Below are 14601 nucleotides of genomic sequence, written 5' to 3'. Positions count from 1 at the left end.
GCGTCCCGGTGCCGTCGCGCTCAGGCGAGCGAGAGGAAGAGCTTCTCGAGCTTCGCCACGTCGAGCGTCGGGTCCTCGCCGTCCTCGGTCGGCTCGGTGAGGCACTGGCGCATGCCGGACGCGATGATCGCGAACCCGGCGCGGTCCAGGGCCCGCGAGACGGCCGAGAGCTGCGTGACGACGTCCTCGCAGTCCCGCCCTTCGTCGAGCATGCGCACGACGGCCGCGAGCTGGCCCTGGGCGCGCTTGAGCCGGTTGGCGACCTTGCCCATGTCGGTGGGGTCGAGCTCCACGATCGTCTCTCCTGCGTTCGTCGGTTCTGGTCTCGGTGCTCGTCGAGCTGAGGTCGGCAGCGGGCTGCCGTCGTCGCCCGGCCCCGGGGTCTCCCGGGCGGGTCGCGTCAGGCGCAGGTGCAGCGCTGCTCGGGCGGCACCTCGGCCATGACCTCGTCGGCGTGCATGCCGCAGCCGGTCCAGGTGGTCTTGCCGCACGTGCGGCACAGGGCGGGACTGCACATGGTGTGTCTCCTCGGGAGTGGGGTGTCGATCGGGGGTGTGGGGGTATGGGCTAGACGGGGACGGGGCCGGCACGTGCGTGGTGGCGCAGGATCAGCGTCGCACGGCTCCGCCCGCGGCCTGCCACGCACCGAGCCCGCCGGACAGGCTCGTCGCGGCGTAGCCGAGCGAGCGGAGCTGGCGGGCGGCGGTGCGCGAGCGCATCCCCGACGCGCACACGACGACGACGGTCGCGCCGTCCTTCAGCCGCCGCGGCGCGGCGGAGGGGACGTCGGCGAGCGGCACGTGCACGGCCTGAGGTGCGTGCCCGGCGCGCCACTCGTCGCGCTCGCGCACGTCGAGGAGCGTCGCGCCGTCGCGGACGAGCTGCACCGCGGTGGTGGCGTCGACGGTCGGGCGCACGCCGCCGTCGTCGGACGAGCGGGAGAACAGGCGGCGGAGGCGGTCGATCATGCGGGGACTCCTTCGAGGGTGCGCGCGGCGCGCGGCGTGGTGGTCAGGGTGAGCCAGCCGCCGGAGAGGTTGCGCGCGTCGAGCCCGGCGGCGAGCAGGACACGGGTCGCGAGGTAGGAGCGCACGCCGCTCGCGCAGTGCACGGCGACGGGGCGCCCCGCCGCGGCGGCGCGCACCTCGTCGAGCCGCTCGCGCAGCTCGGTGTGCGGCACGTTGAGGGCCCCGTCGAGGTGGCCTCCGGCGTGCTCGGCGCGCGACCGGACGTCGAGCACGAGCGAGGTCGCGACGACCTCGTCGAGGTCGGCCGCGTGCCACTGCGGCATCGTGCCGTCGAGCACGTTCTGGGCGACGAACCCCAGCATGTTGACGACGTCCTTGGCAGCGCCGTAGGGCGGGGCGTACGCGAGCTCGAGCTCGGCGAGGTCGTCGGCCGTGAGCCCGGCGCGCAGCGCGGTCGCGAGCACGTCGATGCGCTTGTCCACCCCCGCGCGGCCCACGGCCTGCGCGCCGAGCAGGCGGCCGTCGGGTGCGAAGCTCGCCGTCACGTGCACGGGCTCGGCCCCGGGGAACCAGCCCGCGTGGTGGGCCGCGTGGACGCGCACCTGCTCGTGCGCGACGTCGGCCGCCGCCAGGGTGGCGTGGCTCGGCCCGGTCACGGCGGCGGTGAGGCCGAACACGCGCACGATCGCCGTCCCGAGCACGGGCGCCTGCGGCGTGGTGCGGTGCCCGGTCATCGAGTCCGCGGCGCGGCGGCCCTGGCGGTTGGCCGGCCCGGCGAGCGGGACGGGGCCCGTCGCGCCGGTCACGGCGTGCACGACCTCGACGGCGTCGCCGACGGCCCACACGTGCGGGTCGGACGTGCGCTGGTCGCCGTCGACGCGGATCGCGCCACGCTCGCCGAGGGCGAGCCCGGCTGCCGCCGCGAGGTCGCTCGCGGGCCGGACACCCACGCTGACGAGCACCACGTCGGCGTCGAGGGCCGTGCCGTCCGTGAGCTCGAGCGCGACGGCGTGGTCCGCGCCCGCCGGCAGCGGCACGACGGCGCTCGCGGAGGTCCCGAGGTGCAGCCCGACCCCGTGGTCGCGCAGCTCGTCCGCCAGCAGCGGCGCGAGGTCCGGTTCCAGCGGCGGGAGCACCTGGTCGGCGCGCTCGACGACGTCGACCGTGAGGCCCCGCCCGACGAGCGCCTCCACGGCCTCGAGCCCGATGAAGCCCGCGCCGACGACGACGGCCCGCACCGGGGCCGTCCGGCCGTCGGCCACCTCAGCCTCGAGCTCGGCGAGCCGGCCGGTGAGGGCGTCCAGGTCGCCGATCGTCCGCAGCGTGTGCACGGCCGGGTGGTCCAGCCCCGTGACGGGCGGGAGGACCGTCGTCGCGCCCGGTGCGAGGAGGAGCGCGTCGTAGCCGAGCTCGTACGTCCCGCCCTGGGCGGCGACGGTGACCGTGCGTGCCGCGCGGTCGACCGCGGTGACGCGGTGGCGCGTCCGCACGTCGAGGTCGAGGCTCGCGCGGAGCGAGGCGGGCGTGTGCAGCAGGAGGGTGTCGCGGTCCGCGATCTCGCCCGACACCTGGTACGGCAGGCCGCAGCCCGCGAACGAGACGTGGTCGGACTGCTCGAGCACGATGATCGACGCGCGCTCGTCGAGGCGGCGGGCGCGCGCGGCGGCGCTCATGCCGCCCGCGACACCGCCGACGACGACGATGCGGCGGGCGCCGTCGAGGCCGGACGGAGGGGTCGTCGAGCCGGGAGTCGAAGGGATCATGCTCCGACGATACCCCCAGGGGTATCGGTGATGGCAAGTCCGGGGCCTGAGAGGTCGGTCACCGGTCGGTTGCTCCACCCCCGATGGTCGACGGCAGGCGTGACGTAACGGGCCCGCTCGCGGCGGCGTACGATCGCACCACGGGCGGGGCAGGCTTGAGGGCGCGTCTCTCAGGTCAAGGGTCCCGGCGTCGTGCCGTCGATGCGGCAGAATCTCGGCTGTGATCAGGGTCGGTTTCACGCGCAGCATCGAGGGCAACTACGAGGCGATCGTGCTGCTGGACGCGGAGTCGGGAGACACGATCGAGCTTCAACGTTCGCTGGCCCACGACCCGCAGGACGCGCGGCTCGGTATGGATACCTACGCGATCGTGCGTGGTAGCGCAGCCGTGCACTACGGCGGGCTCGTGCGGTTCGATGTGCGGGGCGACGTCCTCGTGCTCGAGCTGGACCCTGAGGCAGCCCGAGTGCTCGAGCTGCCCGACCTGCTCGAGCTCACCGTGGACGGAGCAGCAGCCGAGATCATCAAGCAGCACCTGCCCCGGATCGTGGAGCCGACTCGTTGAGCAGTGTGCTCGACGACTGGACCTTCGCCACCGAGTGGGCCTGCACCCGCATCTGGTCCTCCGCCAACGCATGCGCCGCGGCCTTGCCTCGTTGCTCGAGCACGACACCATGAAGCGACCCGCCTCGGCATCGACGGCGCTCGCCCTGTCGACCGCGTCGGCAACGCGGCGTGTCAGGACATTGACGGCGCGTCTCTCTGGTGACCGGCCGCGCCGCGAATCTGTGCCTGCGCGCGGAGGTAGGCGATTCGCGCTGCATGGTCGCTCGCGCTGAGTGATGCGAGGACTGAGCGCTGCCAGCGGAGCTCGTCCTGGACGACTTCGTGCGCCGTGTCATCGGCAAGCGGTGGGAAGAAGGCGTCGCTGCCGTCTCTCGGGATACGTTCGTAGGCGTCGTCAAGAAGGCGGCGGGCGCCCCATGTCGCGGCCTCGCGGGATCCGCGGAGGGCCTCGACCGCATGGAGAAGGGCGGCCAGCTCGTCGTGGTCGTCGATGTCTGGGCGCTGGGCGAGGGCCTCGGCGATCGTCGAGAGCTCTGAACGGTCTGCGCCGATCGCGTCCCAGATGGCGTGGAGATACCCCTGGCCAGCGGCGTCTCGTGCCGGGTGCATCGACAGGGTGCTCTCGACGCAGATGAGGATGAAGACCGCCTGGTCCTCCAGCGGCAGGGCTTCGCGCTGCGCCTCCAGCTCTCTCCAGGGCGCGAGCGGATCATCGACCGAGTCCATGAGGGAAACGTACTCGTGTCAGTTCTCGAGCCTGAGGAGCCGAGCGGCGCGAGCACCGCCGCGCCACGGGAGATCGCGGCGTGCTTGTCGTAGCGGGTCGCGAGTGCTCGTCCGCCCTTGCTGGTGCGGTTCGGGATGACCGCGACGATGCCGCGCCGGCGCAGCTCGGCACGGATCACACGCTTGGAGTACGCCCTGTCGCCCAGCACGGCGTCCGGGGTGGTGCCCGGTGGTCCCGCCATGCCCCGAGGGAACCGGATCGCGTCCAGCAGCGGCACGCACATCGGCGAGGAGGCGCGCCCTAGGAGGCGTCGTGCCGCTCGACGAGCGCGGGGACGTGGTCGCGCGCGGTCCATCGCCGTCCGACCCACTTGATGACCTCGACGAGCAGGAAGACGACGAGCGCGAGCCCGAGCGTCTTGCCCCACTCCGCGAGCGCGATGGGTGCCGAGTCGAACCACGAGTGCATGAACGGCGCGTAGACGAAGACGGCCTGCAGAGCGAGCAGCGTCGCCGCCGAGACCCAGACCACCCGGTTGCCGCGCAGCACGTCGAGCGTGAGGCTCGACCGGTCGAGGAACCGGCAGTTGAACAGGTAGGCGAGCTGGCCGAGCGCGAGCATCGTGACCGCCGTCGTCTGCGCCTCGGCGAGCGGGACGCCCTGCGCCCGCTCGACGTAGAACAGCAGGATCGTCGCGCCGCCGATGAGGAGCGACACGAGGAGGATGCGGCGCACGTACGCGCCGTCGAGGATCGACGCCTTCGGGTCGCGCGGGGCGCGGCGCATGACGTCGGGCTCCGCCTTCTCGTACGCGAGCGCGAGCGACAGCGTGACCGCGGTGATCATGTTGATCCAGAGCACCTGGACCGGCTGGAGCGGCAGGGTGAGGCCGAACAGGACCGCGACGAGGATGACGAGCGACTGCGCGCCGTTGGTCGGGAGCAGGAACAGGACGGACTTGCGGATGTTGTCGTAGATCCGCCGCCCCTCCTTCACGGCACGCTCGATCGTCGCGAAGTTGTCGTCGGCGAGCACGACCTCGGCCGCCTCCTTGGTCGCCTCGGTGCCCTTGATGCCCATCGCGACGCCGACGTCCGCCTGGGTGAGCGCGGGGGCGTCGTTGACGCCGTCGCCCGTCATCGCGACGACCTCGCCGTGCGACTGGAGTGCGGACACGATCCGGATCTTGTGCTCGGGGCTCGTGCGCGCGTACACGTCGACGTCGCGCACGACCGCGCGCAGCCGCTCCGTGCTCATCTCCTCGAGCTCCGGCCCGGTGAGTACGGCCGGCGCGGACGAGCCGTCGTGGGCATCGACGATGCCCATCTCCCGGCCGATCGCGAGCGCGGTGCCGGCGTGGTCGCCGGTGATCATCTTCACGCGGATGCCCGCGTCGCGGCACTCGGCGATGGCTTCGATCGCCTCGGGGCGCGGCGGGTCCACGATGCCGACGAGCCCGCACAGCTCCAGGCCGTCCGCGACATCGGCGACGTCGAGGTCGGTCGTGCCGTCCGCTGCCGGGCGCCGCGCGGCCGCGAGCACGCGCAGGCCCTGCCCGCCGAGCGTGTCGATCTGCGCGTCCCAGAACGCGCGGTCGAGCGGCTCCGGCGCGCCGTCCGGGCCGACCTGGGTCGCGCAGCGGTCGAGGACGCGGTCGGGCGCGCCCTTGACGTGCACGTGCAGGCCGCCGTCGGGGTCCGCGTCGAGCGTCGCCATGAACTTGTTCTCGGACTCGAACGGCACGACGGCGACGCGCCGCCACCCCGTCGGGTCGACGCCGGCCTTCATGCCGAGCGTGCGCAGCGCGCCCTCCGTCGGTTCGCCCACGAGCCGCCAGCCGTCGGCGTCCTCGCCGTCGGGCACGATCCGCGCGTCGTTGCACAGCATCATGACCGTCGCGAGGGCCGCGAGGTCGCGGTCGTCGGAGAGGTCCGCGTGCCGCTCGCCGTCTACCTCGTCGAGCGTGACGTCGCCGACGGGCGCGTACCCCGCGCCCGCGACCGCGAACGTGCGTCCGCCCGTGCGGACGGTGCGCGCCGTCATCTCGTTCTTCGTGAGCGTGCCGGTCTTGTCCGAGCAGATCGTCGTCACCGAGCCGAGCGTCTCGACCGCGGGGAGCTTGCGCGTGATCGCGCGGCGGCGGGCCATCTGCTGCACCCCGAGCGCGAGCGTGATCGTCACGAGCGCGGGCAGGCCCTCCGGCACCGCGGCGACCGCGAAGCCGATCGACGCCGAGATGAGCTCCGGGACGGTGAAGTCGTGGAAGACGCGGCCGATGATCACCATGACGACGGCCATCGCGAGGATGAGCACCGCGAGCAGCTTGCCGAACCGGTCGAGCTGGCGCGTCAGCGGCGTCGCGAGGCTGCGGACCTCGGAGATCATCGTCTGGATCCGGCCGATCTCGGTCGCCGTCCCCGTCGCGGTGACGACGCCCACGCCCTGGCCCGCGGCCACGAGCGTGCTCGAGAAGAGCATGCTCGACCGGTCGCCCACGCCCGCGTCCGCCCCGACCGGGGCCACCGACTTTGCCGCCGCGACCGACTCGCCCGTGAGGGCCGACTCCTCGACGCGCAGGTTCGTCGCCTGGATCAGCCGCACGTCCGCGGGCACGCGGTCGCCCGAGCGCACCCGGACGATGTCGCCGGGCACGACGTCGTCGGCGTCCACGCGGGCCCACGCGCCGTCGCGCCGCACCTCGGCGTTGACGGAGAGCATGTTCCGGATGCCCTCGAGCGCACTCTCCGCGCGGCCCTCCTGGATGAACCCGATCGCCGCGTTGATCACCGCGACCGCGAGGATCACCGTGAAGTCGACCCAGTCGCCGAGGATCGCCTTGAGCACGGCGGACACGAGCAGGATGTAGATGAGGATGTCGTCGAAGTGGACCAGGATCCGCTTCCACAGCGGGTCGCGCTGCGGCGGCGGCAGCCGGTTCGGCCCCACCTCCGCGAGCCGTGCCGCGGCGTCGGCGCTGGAGAGGCCGCGCGCGTCCGTGCCGAGCTCGGCGAGGACGGCGTCGGGCGGGCGCGACCACGTCGCGTCGAGCGGTCGCTCGGTCGTGCTCGCCGAGGTCGAGGAGGCCGCCGTGGCGGGGGTCGGTGCAGCGTCCGGCGCGGATCCCATGCCCCTATTCGACCCCCGATGCCCGGATCGCGCGAGGGGCGAAGGACCGTGACCCGCGCCACGCCAGCGGTCGATGGTCGGCGGTCAGGGCGAGGAGAACGGGTTGACGACGGGGACGCCGCTGTCGACGAAGTCCCGGGTGTTCCGTGTCGCCACCGTGAGCCTGTGGGCGAGCGCGGTCGCCGCGAGCAGGGAGTCGACGACGGGCAGCGGGCGCGCCGCGTGCACGGCGGGCCGTCGCTGCGCGATCTCGAGCGTCACGGGGAGGATGCGGTCCCCGTACGTCTCCTCGAGGCCGTGGACCCACGTCTCGAGTGCGGTCGCTCGCGCGGCGTCGCGCGCCTGGGAGAATCGACGACGTGAGCGAGACCAGCACCCGAGCCGGCCTGCGGGTCGTCCACGTCACCGACCCCACCGACGACCGCCTCGCGGACTACAACCGCCTGACCGACGTCGCGCTGCGGTCCAAGCACGAGCCGGAGAAGGGGCTGTACATCGCGGAGAGCTCGACGGTGATCCGGCGCGCGCTCGCCGCCGGGCACCGGCCGCGGTCGTTCCTCATGGCCGAGCGCTGGCTCGACGACCTCGCCGACGACATCGCCGCGCTGCCGGTCGACGACGCCCCGGGCGGCACGGGCGAGCAGGTCCCGGTCTACGTCGGCGCACCCGACGTGCTCGAGGGGATCACCGGGTTCCACCTGCACCGCGGGGCGCTCGCGGCCATGCACCGCCCGCCGCTCGCGCCCGTGCGCGACCTGCTCTCGGCAGCCCGTGGCGGGACGGGCGCACGGCGTGTGGCCGTGCTGGAGGACGTCGTCGACCACACCAACGTCGGCGCGGTCTTCCGCTCTGCCGCCGCGCTCGGCGTGGACGCGGTGCTCGTCTCGCCGCGCTGCGCCGACCCGCTCTACCGCCGCTCGGTGCGCGTGAGCATGGGCACGGTGTTCCAGGTGCCGTGGACGCGGTTCGAGACGTGGCCGGGCGGCCTCGACCTGCTGCGCGACGAAGGCTTCGTCGTCGCCGCGCTCGCCCTCGCCGACGACGCGGTGAGCCTCGACGACGTCGTGGCCGACCCGCCCGAGCGGCTCGCGCTCGTGCTCGGCACGGAGGGCGACGGTCTGTCGCGCGGTGCGATCGAGGCGGCGGACCGGGTCGTCACGATCCCCATGGCCGGGGGAGTGGACTCGCTCAACGTCGCTGCGGCGTCGGCCGTCGCGTTCTGGGCGACGCGCCTGCCCTGACCTCCCTGGGGTCCGAGGCGGCGCGGCCGGGAACAACGGCGCGCGGCGACGCGTTGGGCCCGTGTCCGTACGTCGTACGAGAAGAGGTCCCGTGCCGGTCCAGCCCTCCCCGTCCCTGCCTGACACCACTCCTCCCGACCGCGTCCGCGACGTCGCGACGCATGCCGTCGACGAGGAGCAGCAGCACCTCGACGCCGCGCTCGCCCGCCGCGCGGAGCTCCTGGCGGAGCTCGACGCGCAGCTCGCCGCTCCTGCCGACGACGTCGCCGACCGCGTCCCGGCCGCGGGTCGGGTCGAGGCCGAGACCGTCGTCGAGCGCGCGCGGCGCGCCGGGCTGCGCCGCCGTCGGACCGAGCTCGAGCGCGCCGGGAGCGGGCTGGTCTTCGGCCGGCTCGACACGGTCGAGGGCGTCACGCGCCGTGTCGGGCGCGTCGGGATCGCCGCGCCCGACGGCGACGCCGACCCGCTCGTCCTGGACTGGCGCGCCGACGGCGCCCGCCCCTTCTACACCGCGACGGCGCGCGAGCCGCAGGGTCTCGCCCGGCGTCGGCACGTGCGGACCACGGGGGAGCGGGTCGCCGGCGTGGAGGACGAGCCGCTCGACGGCTCGGGGAGCGGGGCGGTCGACGAGGACGGCCTCGTCGGCGAGGGCGCTCTGCTCGCCGCGCTCTCCGAGCGTCGGACCGGCCGCATGGGCACGGCGGTCGCGACGCTCCAGGTCGAGCAGGACGCGATCGTGCGCGCCCCGGCCGAGCAGACGCTCGTCGTGCAGGGCGGCCCGGGGACGGGCAAGACGGTCGTCGCGCTGCACCGCGTCGCGTACCTGCTGTTCACCCACCCGCACCTCGCGGAGCGGGGGGTCCTCCTGCTCGGGCCGTCGTCGCGCTTCCTCGAGTACGTGGCGCAGGTGCTGCCCGCGCTCGGGGAGACGGCGGTCGTCTCGGCGACGTGCGACACGCTCGTGCCCGGCGTCGCGCCGGAGCGGGACGAGGGGCGCGACGTCGCGGAGATCAAGGGGCGCGCGCTGTGGCACGACGTCGTCGCCCGGTACGCGGACGCCCTCGTCCCGGACGCGCGGGACCTGACGGTCCGCCTCGACGGCGAGCCGCTGACGCTCGACGCGGCCCGCGTCGCCGAGGTCCTCCGTGCCGCCCGCGCAGGCGGTCGGAGCGTGCTCGCCGCGCGGGGCCGGGCCGTGGACCTGCTGCTCGACGCGCTCGTGGACGAGGCCGCGGCACGCCACGCCGAGCTGCTCGCCCGCGTCGAGGCGGGGTTCGAGGACGTGCTCGGGAAGCTCGACGCCGGGCTCGCCGCGCGCGACGACCGCGCCCCCACGACGGGGGCGCGCGGCGGCGACGTCGACGGCGAGCTCACCGAGGACGACCTCGACCGGCTCCGGGACGACCTCGCGCGCGACGCCGGGTTCGGTGCCGCCGTCGACGCCTGGTGGCCGGTCGTGGACGCGCGGGCCGCGCTCGCGGACCTCCTGGGCGACGCCGCGCTGCTCGCGCGCCACGCCCCCGACCTGACGGCGGCCGAGGTGCGCCGCGTGACGAGCGAGCCGGCCGCGCTCGCGCCGAGCGACGTGCCGCTGCTCGACGCGCTCGCCGACGCGCTGGGGGCTGCCCACGCACCCGGCGAGCAGGGCGAGTTCCTCGCGCAGCGCGCGGCCGCGCGCCGCGACTGGGTCTACGGGCACGTCGTGGTCGACGAGGCGCAGGAGCTCTCGCCCCTGCAGTGGCACATGGTCCTGCGCCGCTGCCCGACGCGGTCCGTGACGGCCGTCGGGGACGTCGACCAGACCGAGGCGCCGCACCGCCACACGGACTGGGCGGACGCCGTCGGCCCGGTCCTCGGGGACCGCTGGCGGCGCGCGGACCTCACCATCTGCTACCGCACGCCGCGCGAGGTCATGGCGCTCGTCGGGCCGGTGCTGCGCGCCGCGGGCAGCCGGAACGACCCGCCGCGCGCGGTGCGGGACGCGGGGGTCGAGCCGCGGGACGTCGTCGTGCCGGGCGGTGCGCCGGGACGCCTGGGCGAGACGGTCGCCGCCGAGGTCGCGCGCCTCGCGGCGCGGTACGACGGCGGGACCGTCGGCGTCGTGGCCCCGCTCGCCCGCCTCGCGGCGCTGCGTGCGGCGGTCCGGGACGTGCCCGTCCTCGGGACGTCGGAGGCGAAGGGCCTCGAGTGGGACGCGGTCGTCGTCGTGGACCCCGACGGCGTCGCCGCCGAGCCGCGCGGGTGGAACGGGCTGTACGTGGCGATGACCCGGTGCACGCAGGAGCTCGTGCGCGTCGCGGTGGGCGAGCGCGCCCGCTCAGCCTGAGGGCCGCGCTCAGTCCGCGGGCGCCGACCGGGCGAACCGGTCGACCTCGCGGACCACGACCTCGACGAGCGCCGGGTCGCCGAGCGGGAGGAAGTGCCCGGCGAGCGGCAGCTCGACGTTCCGTCCGCCCTCGAGCCGGCCGGTCTCGGGGATGTGCGGGTCGAAGCGCGGGTAGACGGCCGTGATGCGGGCGTCGACGCCGCGCTCGGCGGCGAGCGCGAGCAGCGCGGCGTCGCGCGGGGAGAACGCGCGCAGGGTGCGGCCGAGGAGGTACTGCGCGTAGCGCGAGCCGTGGAACGGCGTCGCCACGGCGACCATGCCGGTGACGCGCGGCCCGGCGGTCGACAGCATGACGCGCTTGCCGACGAGGCCGCCCTTGCTGTGGGCGACGAGGACGACGTCGTGCAGGTCGGACTGCTCGAGGAACGCCGCCGTGCGGTCGGCCGCCTCGGCGAACGGGCGCCGGTTGTAGCCGAGGCCGGGCACGGCGTGGACCGGGTGCCCGGCCCGGGCGAGAGCGGTCGCGATCGGCCCGAGGAGCTGCCACGTCTCGTAGACGCCGGGGAGGAGCACGACGGGGCTCGCGCCGCCGGGGCCGGTCGGGACGGGCCGACGCGCGCGCAGGGCACCCTGGACCTGGCGCGCGGCGACGTACGCGTAGTCCACCGCGCGGTCGCGCAGCCGCAGGGAGCGGGGCCAGCGGGGCACCCTCACGGCAGGTCCCGGGACAGGTCGCGCGGCAGTCCGCGCGGCAGTCCACCGGCATCGCGCACGGCAGCGAGGATCCCCTCCGGGTCGGCGTCCATCGCGTGGTGGCGTCCCCGGACCTCGCGGGACGTGCCGCGCGGCGCGGCGAGCGCGAGCTCGCGGCACCACCGGCGCGGCGCGATCGGGTCGTGCGCGCCCCGCACGACGATCAGACGTCCCGGCACGCGCGGCACGACGTCCTCGAGCCGGTGCCCCAGCATGTGCCGGACCTGGCGCGCGTAGTGCGGCAGCGAGCAGCGCAGCACGTAGTCGACGGCGAGCGTCGCGAGCGCGCGCGGACGCTCGCCCACCGCGTCGCGCGCGAGCCGCAGCGCCTGGCGCGGCGCGCTGCGGGCGTGGCGGTCCGCCGTCGGCCCGACGAGCACCCCGGCGGGCGCCTCGCGGGGGTGGTCGGCCATGGCCTGGGCGACGACCTGCCCGCCCATCGAGTGGCCGACGAGCACGACGACGGGGCGCGGGGCGCCGTCGGGCAGGTCGAGCACGTGGCGGCGCACGTGCTCCGCGACGACCGCCGCGTGCTCCTCGATCGACACGTCGCGCGGTGCGCGGGGCGCCGCGCCGAAGCCGGGCAGGTCGATCGCGTGCACGGCGGCCCGGGACAGCGCGCCCGGCCGCAGGAGCGCGCGCCGCACCGGGTCGAACGCGCGCGCCGACGACCCGACGCCGTGCACGAGCACGACCACGACGTCGGGCGCGTCCGCCCCGGACACGTGCACGACGGCGGTGAGGTCGCCGACCGCGCAGCGCACCTCCGCGGTGCCCGCCGACGCCGACGCCGACGCCGACGCCGACGCCGACGTCGCCGACGCCGTCGACGGCGCGGACGACGCGCCGGAGCGGGCCCGGGCGAACCGGACCCGCTCCGTGACGCGCTGGGTGTCGTCGCCGGCCGTGGCCGACGATGTGCTCCGGGTCGTCAGCTGACGTCTCCTCGCCACGCGCCCGTCTCGGCCCCGCGGGACTCGATGAACTCCTTGAACCGGGCGAGGTCGCCCTTGACGCGGCGCTCGTCGAGCTGGAGGACGTCGCCCACCTTCTCCACGACCCCCTCCGGCGTCCAGTCGAGCTGGACCGTGACGCGGGTCTGCGTGTCGTTCAGCCGGTGGAAGGTCACGACGCCCGCGTGGTCGGGGCCCGACGTGCTGTTCCACGCGACCCGCTCGTCGGGGTGCTGCTCCGTGATCTCCGCGTCGAACTCCCGCTCGACACCGCCGATCTTCGTCTTCCAGTGCGTGTGCGTCGCGTCGAGCTGACGGATCTCCTCGACGCCCTCCATGAAGCGGGGGAACTCCTCGAACTGGGTCCACTGGTCGTAGGCCGTGCGGACGGGGACGTCGACGTCGATCGACTGGGTGACCGTGCTCATCGGTGAGACCTCCTGTGGTTGGCGGGCGGTACGACCACACCCTTGCCGGGGTCCGTCCCGCTCGCGCGGCGAACGGGGGTCGGGCTCACTCGAGCGCGCTCGACGGGTCCCCGGAGGCCGGCTCGGCCGCGTCGGTGCGCGAGCCCAGGGAGTCGTCGCCCATGTCCTGCGCGTCCACGACGGCGAGCTCGTCGAGGAGGAACAGGAAGGCGCGCGCGTACGGGTTGTCGTCCACGCGCTCCCGGACCTCGGACCAGTCGATCTGCTCGCGCATCGCCCGTGCGACCGGCAGGAGCCGCGAGAAGTCGCAGTAGTGCTCGCCGAGGACGCGCAGCTTCGACGCCATGATCTCGGTCGCGGACAGCACGGGCATGCGGACCGCGAGGACCTCGAGCTCGTCGGTGCGGGCGAGCAGGTCGTCGTCGATCGGCTCGCCGACCATCCGGTACAGGACGTCGATGAGCTCGCCCCCGTGGTACGCCTTGAAGAGCCAGTTCTCCGTCGGCTCCGTGATCTCGAGCCCCGCCTCGCGCAGCACCTCGCGCGCGCGGTCCACGTCCACCTCGCGGATCGCGAAGTCGGCGTCGTGGCTCGGCTCCGGCGCCCCGCGAGCCCACGCCGCGTAGCCGCCGACGAGCGCGTGCGGGATCTCTGCCTCGGCCAGCGCCGCGGCGGTCATCCGGAGGCCGTCGTGCAGTGCGTCCCTGTCGTCCACCATGCCCAGGGTCTACACCACCCGCGATGCGCTGGCACGTCGCCACGGGGGAGCGGACGCCCGGCCGAGCGCGTGCGGCGTCGGGCCGTGGTCCCCACAATCGGGAGGGTGCGCCTCGCGACGTTCAACATCCTGCACGGACGGTCGCTCGTCGACGACCGCGTCGACGTCGACCGCTTCGCCGCTGCCGTCCGCGCCCTCGACGCGGACGTCCTCGCGCTCCAGGAGGTGGACCGGGACCAGCCGCGCTCGCACCGGGCCGACCTCACCGCGGTCGCGGCCGAGGCGGCGGGCGCCGTCGACCACCGGTTCGTCGCGACGCTCGTCGGCGAGCCGGGCGTGTGGACCGCGCCGACGGGGGAGCGCCAGCCGGGGCGCGCCGCCTACGGGATCGCCGTCGTGAGCCGGTACCCCGTCACGGCGTGGCGCACCGTCCTGCTGCCCGCGCCCCGCACGCGCGTGCCCGTGCGCTTCCCCGGGCGTCGGCTGCCGACGCTCGTGCGCGACGAGCCGCGCGCGGCCCTCGTCGCGCGCGTCGAGGCGCCGGGCGGACCGCTGACGGTCGCGTGCACGCACCTGACCTTCGTGCCCGGGCGCAACCTCACGCAGCTCGTGCGGCTCACCCGGGAGCTCGCCGCCGACGTGCCCGACGGCGAGCCCGTCGTCCTGCTCGGGGACCTCAACATCGAGGCGCCGCAGGCCGCGCGCACGAGCGGGTGGCGTGCGCTCGCCTCCGCGCCGACGTTCCCCGTCGGCGAGCCCGCGCGCCAGCTCGACCACGTGCTCGCCCACGGCCCGGTCCGGGCGACGGCGCCCGCCGTCGCGGTCGACACGGGGCTGTCGGACCACCGGGCGCTCACCGTGCCCGTCGCGCTCGGCGGGGAGCGGCACGCGTCCCCGACGCGCGCGCACGCGGCGGACGAGGACCACGCGCCGCCCACCGCGGGCGCGGGAGAGCCGCGACGGCGCGCCGGTCGGGCCGTCGAGGGCTGACCGCGACGCTGTTCGTGAGCCCCGTCACACGCGTGCGAGGG

At 75.2% G+C, this 14601-nt stretch carries 14 protein-coding genes and 1 pseudogene; 4 read left to right on the top strand and 11 right to left on the bottom strand.

Going from position 1 to position 14601, the window contains the following annotated elements; genetic code table 11:
- Positions 1-20: 20 nt before the first annotated feature.
- From ACZ4MO_RS17360 to ACZ4MO_RS17345, 4 genes are all read right to left on the bottom strand, one after another.
- The gene (locus ACZ4MO_RS17360) at positions 21-293 is read right to left on the bottom strand and encodes a metal-sensitive transcriptional regulator (protein WP_086150609.1); all 273 of its coding nucleotides are present in this window, start codon (positions 291-293) and stop codon (positions 21-23) included.
- A gap of 107 nt (positions 294-400) precedes the next feature.
- Positions 401-517, bottom strand: coding sequence for a DUF8730 family Cys-rich protein (locus tag ACZ4MO_RS17355; protein ID WP_488179681.1), 117 nt, complete (start codon positions 515-517; stop codon positions 401-403).
- A 91-nt stretch (positions 518-608) separates the two neighbouring features.
- The gene (locus ACZ4MO_RS17350; RefSeq protein WP_175009858.1) at positions 609-968 is read right to left on the bottom strand and encodes a rhodanese-like domain-containing protein; all 360 of its coding nucleotides are present in this window, start codon (positions 966-968) and stop codon (positions 609-611) included.
- Positions 965-2731 carry an FAD-dependent oxidoreductase gene (locus ACZ4MO_RS17345; RefSeq protein ID WP_175009857.1) on the bottom strand — a complete coding sequence of 589 codons (1767 nt, stop codon included), beginning with the start codon at positions 2729-2731 and terminating at the stop codon, positions 965-967. Before ACZ4MO_RS17345 ends, ACZ4MO_RS17350 begins: the two co-directional genes overlap by 4 nt.
- A gap of 220 nt (positions 2732-2951) precedes the next feature.
- Between ACZ4MO_RS17345 and ACZ4MO_RS17340 the strand changes: the two genes are divergently transcribed.
- On the top strand, positions 2952-3296 hold the full coding sequence (locus ACZ4MO_RS17340) for an Imm10 family immunity protein (RefSeq protein WP_186810493.1): 345 nt from the start codon (positions 2952-2954) through the stop codon (positions 3294-3296).
- A 173-nt stretch (positions 3297-3469) separates the two neighbouring features.
- On the opposite strand, the gene ACZ4MO_RS17335 is transcribed toward ACZ4MO_RS17340, so the two are convergent.
- The 3 genes and pseudogenes from ACZ4MO_RS17335 to ACZ4MO_RS17325 form a co-directional block, all read right to left on the bottom strand.
- Positions 3470-4024 carry a hypothetical protein gene (locus ACZ4MO_RS17335; RefSeq protein ID WP_175009855.1) on the bottom strand — a complete coding sequence of 185 codons (555 nt, stop codon included), beginning with the start codon at positions 4022-4024 and terminating at the stop codon, positions 3470-3472.
- A 301-nt stretch (positions 4025-4325) separates the two neighbouring features.
- Positions 4326-7151 (bottom strand): HAD-IC family P-type ATPase, encoded by a 2826-nt coding sequence (locus ACZ4MO_RS17330; RefSeq protein WP_175009854.1) that lies wholly within the window; start codon positions 7149-7151, stop codon positions 4326-4328.
- Positions 7152-7235: 84 nt separating this feature from the next.
- Positions 7236-7460 (bottom strand): annotated as a pseudogene (locus ACZ4MO_RS17325) (PIN domain-containing protein); the annotation flags it as partial.
- Between the two features lie 50 nt (positions 7461-7510).
- Here ACZ4MO_RS17325 and ACZ4MO_RS17320 point away from each other — a divergent pair.
- Positions 7511-8392, top strand: a complete 882-nt coding sequence (locus ACZ4MO_RS17320; RefSeq protein WP_499279279.1) for a TrmH family RNA methyltransferase — start codon at positions 7511-7513, stop codon at positions 8390-8392.
- A 91-nt stretch (positions 8393-8483) separates the two neighbouring features.
- Entirely contained in the window at positions 8484-10718 is a 2235-nt protein-coding gene (locus ACZ4MO_RS17315) for a HelD family protein (protein ID WP_255437360.1), read from the top strand.
- Positions 10719-10727: 9 nt separating this feature from the next.
- On the opposite strand, the gene ACZ4MO_RS17310 is transcribed toward ACZ4MO_RS17315, so the two are convergent.
- From ACZ4MO_RS17310 to ACZ4MO_RS17295, 4 genes are all read right to left on the bottom strand, one after another.
- On the bottom strand, positions 10728-11432 hold the full coding sequence (locus ACZ4MO_RS17310) for an alpha/beta fold hydrolase (RefSeq protein ID WP_175009852.1): 705 nt from the start codon (positions 11430-11432) through the stop codon (positions 10728-10730).
- Positions 11429-12424 (bottom strand): alpha/beta fold hydrolase, encoded by a 996-nt coding sequence (locus ACZ4MO_RS17305; protein ID WP_175009851.1) that lies wholly within the window; start codon positions 12422-12424, stop codon positions 11429-11431. The genes ACZ4MO_RS17310 and ACZ4MO_RS17305 overlap by 4 nt, the downstream gene beginning before the upstream one ends.
- Positions 12403-12852, bottom strand: coding sequence for an SRPBCC family protein (locus ACZ4MO_RS17300; protein WP_021483430.1), 450 nt, complete (start codon positions 12850-12852; stop codon positions 12403-12405). The genes ACZ4MO_RS17305 and ACZ4MO_RS17300 overlap by 22 nt, the downstream gene beginning before the upstream one ends.
- 85 nt (positions 12853-12937) lie before the next feature.
- Complete coding sequence (locus ACZ4MO_RS17295) at positions 12938-13570, bottom strand: nucleotidyltransferase family protein (protein ID WP_175009849.1); 633 nt, start codon at positions 13568-13570, stop codon at positions 12938-12940.
- A gap of 105 nt (positions 13571-13675) precedes the next feature.
- Here ACZ4MO_RS17295 and ACZ4MO_RS17290 point away from each other — a divergent pair, with 105 nt between their 5' ends.
- Positions 13676-14560: an endonuclease/exonuclease/phosphatase family protein gene (locus ACZ4MO_RS17290; protein ID WP_175009848.1), complete on the top strand. Its 885-nt coding sequence runs from the start codon at positions 13676-13678 to the stop codon at positions 14558-14560.
- The last annotated feature ends 41 nt before the right edge of the window (positions 14561-14601 follow it).

This window comes from Sphaerisporangium cinnabarinum, from assembly GCF_055567015.1.
This window is presented reverse-complemented; position numbering and strand designations above follow the sequence as displayed.